The sequence below is a fragment of the Nostoc sp. 2RC genome, assembly GCF_014222165.1.
Lineage (GTDB): Bacteria > Cyanobacteriota > Cyanobacteriia > Cyanobacteriales > Nostocaceae > Nostoc > Nostoc linckia.
Map to the genome: position 1 here is coordinate 1 of NZ_JACKZU010000458.1, position 5,874 is coordinate 5,874.

The 5,874-nt window shown below is 42.2% G+C and carries 3 protein-coding genes; 1 reads left to right on the forward strand and 2 read right to left on the reverse strand.

The window, feature by feature from the left end; translation table 11 throughout:
• Positions 1 to 3,102: tetratricopeptide repeat protein (locus GNE10_RS31215; RefSeq protein ID WP_185569758.1), on the reverse strand; the 3,102-nt coding region annotated here is incomplete at its 3' end.
• Between the two features lie 521 nt (positions 3,103 to 3,623).
• On the opposite strand from GNE10_RS31215, the gene GNE10_RS31220 reads away from it, so the two are divergent.
• Entirely contained in the window at positions 3,624 to 4,826 is a 1,203-nt protein-coding gene (locus tag GNE10_RS31220) for an argininosuccinate synthase (RefSeq protein WP_099066081.1), read from the forward strand.
• A 249-nt stretch (positions 4,827 to 5,075) separates the two neighbouring features.
• Here GNE10_RS31220 and GNE10_RS31225 read toward each other — a convergent pair whose 3' ends face one another.
• On the reverse strand, positions 5,076 to 5,708 hold the full coding sequence (locus GNE10_RS31225; RefSeq protein WP_185569760.1) for a DedA family protein: 633 nt from the start codon (positions 5,706 to 5,708) through the stop codon (positions 5,076 to 5,078).
• Positions 5,709 to 5,874: the final 166 nt, after the last annotated feature.

Here is a 5,874-nt window from a genome sequence, read left to right on the forward strand (position 1 = left end):
AGCACAACTATGGCGATCGCCAAATTCGATATTGATTTCCAGGGCTTGTTGATAATAATCCCGTGCCTGGTCGTATTGGCGCAACTCTTGGGCAACCCTTCCCAACTGGTGGTAAGTCCTAGCACAACTATGGCGATCGCCAAATTCGATATTGATTTCCAGGGCTTGTTGATAATAATCCCGTGCCTGGTCGTATTGGCGCAACTCTTGGGCAACCCTTCCCAACTGGTGGTAAGTGCTAGCTAAGGAAGACTTGATTTGTATCGCTTCTACGCCTTGGAATTGTTGAGATAATTCAATAACCCGCAGATAGGATTCTTTGGCTTGGGGATAATTTTGTGTTTGTAAATAACCCATAGCAAGGCGATCGAGTGCCATTAAAATTTCCCAACCTATCTCACCTGTTCTAATTTCTGGTGGATAAGCGACTTGTGCGTTACAGACAAATTCCGACAGTTTCAAACTACTTGGAATATCATTATTTATATAAAAGTATTGAAACAAGCAAAAGAAAATATCAATAGTTTCTTGTTTCTCTAAACAAATTTGCAAGGCATTATATAAATTTTCATACTCCAGCCGACAGAAGAAAATCGCAATCTGCCGTTCTTGCGGTTCCTTCGATTCCATATAGCGATTGTAGGAACGACTTAAACCAATATAGTGGTTTTTAAAACCCTCTCGTAAGGCTGCACGGGTAGCTGCATCGCTTTCTGCTAATTTTGCTTTGAGAAAGAAGGGAAAAACAGGTTGAATTTGTAATAATTGAGGAATATCTTCATTGATAAGTGAGAGCAAACCCCAATTTATCGCTTCTTGAATTGCCTCATCAAACTTATCAAAATCATCATTCTGAAACTGTTCTATCTTCTGTAATTCCTTGGCATAATTAGGAATATCGCTCCTATCAATAAACCCACTAAAGGGAGCCAAACACAATAACAACTTCTGAGCATCCGCTGATAAATTACTATGAGAATATTCCACACATTTGAGAATACTCTGGGTTTTATCTTCACTTCCCGTATCTAAATTAATATCTGCTGCTGCTAACTTTGCCAAAATTTCCTGGGATGACAGATTTTTCAAATTCGCTAACACAACTTCCATTGCCAACGGATACCCCGCTAACACCTTCATCAATTTCTGAAAATCTTCCTCTTCGCGAATCTTACCTATCTTCTTTTCATCCCCCACATTCCGTTCTAAAATCTTATTAGATAACTCCGTCCTCGCTTCCGCATCCAATCCCCGCAATTGATAAATATTCTGCTTAAAAGCTCCTTGCAACCAAGTTTCATCACTGCGAGAACCTAAAATCACCCGCGTGTCTCCCCCTACCAACCGCGTCAAAAAATCTTGCAGTTGCTTTTGCTCGGCTGACGCTAAAGTATTTTTAATCGCTAAAGCTTGCCCCGTCACCGACTCCAAATTATCCAATATCAAAATATGAGATTCTGACCGTAATTTAGCCAGTAATTTCTGCATCTGAGCAGTTAAATTCATCGCTTGAAAATTCGCAAACTCAAACTTTTTATATACCCGCTTGCCAATGTCAAACAAAATCTGTGTCAGCGTCCAAGCTTGTTCATCATAACCAAAATAAAATATCTCCGGTGCAAAGTTCGTCGTCTGCCACCAACTACGCAAATAATTTAACAGCGTAGTTTTTCCCGTTCCTCCCATTCCCTGCAACAGCAAAATATTATGACGAAACAAAGCCTTCTCAATCTTCAAAATCTCCAAATCTCGCCCGATAAATCCATATTCTGGCGGCGTATATTGATATAAATTACCTAATTTTTCAAAATACTTTTCTTCTTCCTCATCTCTAAATTTACGCAAATTCAAATTCACCTGTTGGTTACTATAAACCACAGGCAAAAGCCAATCTTCCAAATCAATGTCGGTATTAAAATAAGCCTTCCGCGTCTTATTATTAAATAACTCCCTTCTCCCCAACCGAATCGCTTCGCTTATCTCCTTCCCCCCAAACAAGTTTTGATAAACCTGTTCCATCATCAACCGCGCAGCCGAAACCGTCACCGAATACCCCATTGCCACTACCATTTGCATTCCCGCAGTCATCAACCGACTACCCAAACTCGTCTCTGTTGTCTCCCTTCCATTCTCCTCCGTCTCTCCCTGCTCCCCTGCTCCCTGCTCCCTGCCCCCTTGCTCTCCATTACCCCTTACCTGCTTGCCAGACTGACAAGCATTGAGAATACAAACGGGAATCCCCTTCCCCGTCAACAAATTCGCTAATTCCCCCGCTTCCACCGGATCGGCTTTTCCCTTACTTTCCCCATCCAAAAACAAAAATGCCTTTACCCCCTCATAAGGTTGAATATCTTCCCGTCCCCACCTAGCTTGATAGGTATATCGATTGCGTTTCACCTCTTCCTGAATATCTGCATAACCCATCAACGCCCCGTGACAATCAAAATGGATGATATGGTAATATCCCGCACCCTTGGCCTCTAAATGCCGTTCTAAACTTTCATAAGTACCCGGACGCAATAAGTCAATATTTACAGGCAAGTGACTTTTTTGAATCACCTCAATCAACGGACGAGCAATGGTACGATAACCTACATCATGCTCCTCATCCGGTCGAGCAATGACCACCAACAAGTTAATTATCGGGGATTCTGCCATATTCGCCGCCACTGATGCAGCTTTATCAAGGTGCTTGCGTATCATTACGCAATCCACACTCAACGGTCGCGGCCAATCCATATCCCGCAAAGCTTCCCAGTGCAGCGCGTGAAATTCGGGACTATTACCTACTATCTCAATTTTTACCTGCTTCAGATTTCCCCGCAGTTCACGATAAAGGCTATAAGCATCAATATCAGCCTTAAAAACCTGGTTAAATAAACTTTCCCCGTAACTAACAACACTCGTTTTCGCTGCTTCTGCTTTCTTCCCGTTTAACATCGGGTAAGTCAGCCATTCCTCAAAATACCATTCCAGTTGCCTTTCTTCTTTCGGTGTAAAAGGGTCAGTAATATTGATTGGGTATTCGCCACCCTCAAAAATCAAACTTGCGGCAAAACCCTCTGCTGTTGGCTGCTTTTCCCGAATGGTGATGACTGCCATAGACAACACTATTAGCTCAACGTAAATGCCAGGATATATTTAGATACTTACATAAAGCCTACAATTTCAGAAAATTGTCGCCAAATTCCCCAGAAAAACATCCGCTTAGGGACTCCCAAATAAAAATATTCAACTACTTCTTGTGGGGTGGGCGTCTCGCCCGCCCTTCGTTATGGGCGGACAAGATGTCCACCCCACAAGTAGTAGTCTGCCAAAGTCTTTTTGACAGGCGGGGGAAAGGGTAAGGGGAAAAGGGTAAAGGCTTTAAACCCTTCCCCTTTTACCTTTTCCCTTTCTCCAATCTAAACCTGTCAATATTTGCGTGGTGAACTAGTAGTGGGAATTAATTTCTTGGAAACCCCTTACCATCGATTTCAATTTTTTTTATCCCACCCCATTGAAATTAAATAAAAGCCCATAATCGTAACACAAAAACAATTGTGCAAGAGGTCTAGTATACCTGGATTGTTTCGATATAATAATGACTCATTGTTTGTTTTCTTTCCTAACTGGAGAAATTAATGGGTCGCGCTAAAAAGGTTGTTCTGGCATATTCTGGCGGAGTAGATACCTCAGTTTGCATTCCCTACCTGAAACATGAGTGGGGTGTGGAAGAGGTAATTACCCTAGCAGCAGATTTAGGTCAGGGAGATGAGTTAGAGCCAGTCAGAGAAAAAGCTCTGAAATCGGGTGCAAGTGAATCTTTAGTAGCGGATGTTAAAGACAGCTTTGTTAAAGATTACGCCTTTGCAGCAATTCAAGCCAACGCCCTTTATGAAAATCGTTATCCACTAGGAACTGCCCTTGCCCGTCCGCTAATTGCTAAGGTTTTAGTAGAAACAGCCGAAAAATATGGTGCTGACGCCATCGCTCATGGTTGTACTGGCAAAGGTAACGACCAAGTCCGCTTTGATGTGTCTGTTACCGCCCTTAATCCCAACCTGAAGATCCTCGCACCCGCTAGAGAATGGGGAATGAGTCGTGAGGAAACCATCGCTTATGGTGAAAAGTTTGGTATTCCCTCACCAGTGAAAAAATCTTCTCCCTACAGTATTGACAAAAATTTGCTTGGTCGGAGTATTGAAGCTGGTTTACTCGAAGATCCTTCATTCGAGCCGCCAGAAGAAATCTATGAAATGACCAAAGCGATCGCTAACACACCCAATGAACCAGAGTACATTGAAATTGGTTTCTATCGTGGAATTCCCAGCAGCCTCAATGGTGTCCCCAAAAAGCCAGTTGAGTTAATTGAACAAATCAATCAACTTGCAGGAAATCATGGTGTTGGGCGGATTGATATGATTGAAAACCGTCTAGTAGGCATAAAATCGCGGGAGATCTACGAATCACCCGCGATGCTAGTCCTAATTCAGGCACATAGAGATTTGGAAAGTTTGACTCTTACAGCCGATGTCACCCATTACAAGCGTGGAATTGAAGAAACCTATAGTCAAATAGTTTACAACGGTCTGTGGTATAGTCCACTCAAAGCCGCACTGGACGCTTTTATTCAAAAGACACAGGAGCAAGTATCAGGAACCGTGCGAGTGAAGTTGTTTAAGGGTAATGCCACCATCGTTGGCCGCTCTAGCGACAATTCCCTCTACAGTCCTGACTTGGCAACCTATGGAGCCGAAGACAAATTCGATCATAAAGCTGCTGAGGGCTTTATCTACGTTTGGGGACTACCAACTCGCATTTGGTCGCAGTTAACTAAAAGTTAGGAGTTAGGAGTTAAGAGTTGGGAGTTGGGAGTTAGGAGTTAGGAGTTAAGAGTTGGGAGTTAGGAGTTTGGAGTTAAGAGTTGGGAGTTTGGAGTTTGGAGTTAAGAGTTAGGAGTTAAGAGTTAGGAATTGGGAGTTGGGAGTTAGGAGTTAAAAATGCAAAATACAAGAAAGAAAGTTAAAAGAAATAACTTTTTACTCTACTCCTAACTCCTAACTCCTAACTCCTCATTCCTCATTCCTCACTTTTCACTTTTCACTCCCAAGTTCCTTAACTTGACGAGACTCCAACCATACTGGCACAAAGATTAAACCACCCAGAATCAGTAATGCTACGATGGCGAATTTACTGACCCAAGCAACCAATTGCTCTAGGGAGATAATTTTGCCAGCAAAGAAAGCTAATGTCACCATCAAGCTAGCCCAAGCAAATGCTCCTAAAAAATTGTATACAAAGAATTTTCTGAAGGGCATTTCCGCTACACCAGCTAGTGGTGCAGCAAAAACTCGCAATAATGCTAAAAAACGTCCAACAAATACCGCTTTTGCACTATTTTGACTAAATTGCTCTTTAATATTCAGCAATCGCACTTCCGAAATCCGAAAGATGCTACCAACTTTTACCAAAAAAGCCCAGCCGCTAAGTCTACCCACCCAGTAGCCACAAACTCCGCCAATTACAGCACCCATAATTGCGTCACCGAGAACCAGCCAGAAATTTAGTTCGTCGCTACCAGCCAAAAATCCGCCCACTAGGGTCACGGTTTCGCCAGGAACAGGAATGCCTAAATTTTCTAGCAAAATTCCCAAAAAAATTGCCCAATAGCCGTAATTATGAGCGACTTCCTGGATGTTTTCTAGTGAAATCAGCTCTAAAGACATCCCGCACCGCCGTGTTTACAAATTTTTACTTTTACTATATCTTTGCTTGTTTTTAGCTGGGGTGTCAATCAAACTACTACACAGATTTGTAGGCTCATTTTGGACTCAAGAATCCATATATTATAGTCTATGGTTATTATTAATTTTTATCTAATAATTGTAGGAT

Coding starts and splice junctions, on each gene's coding strand:
- GNE10_RS31220 (WP_099066081.1), top strand. CDS start 3,624: ATGGGTCGCGCTAAAAAGGTTGTTCTGGCATATTCTGGCGGAGTAGAT.
- GNE10_RS31225 (WP_185569760.1), bottom strand. CDS start 5,708: ATGTCTTTAGAGCTGATTTCACTAGAAAACATCCAGGAAGTCGCTCAT.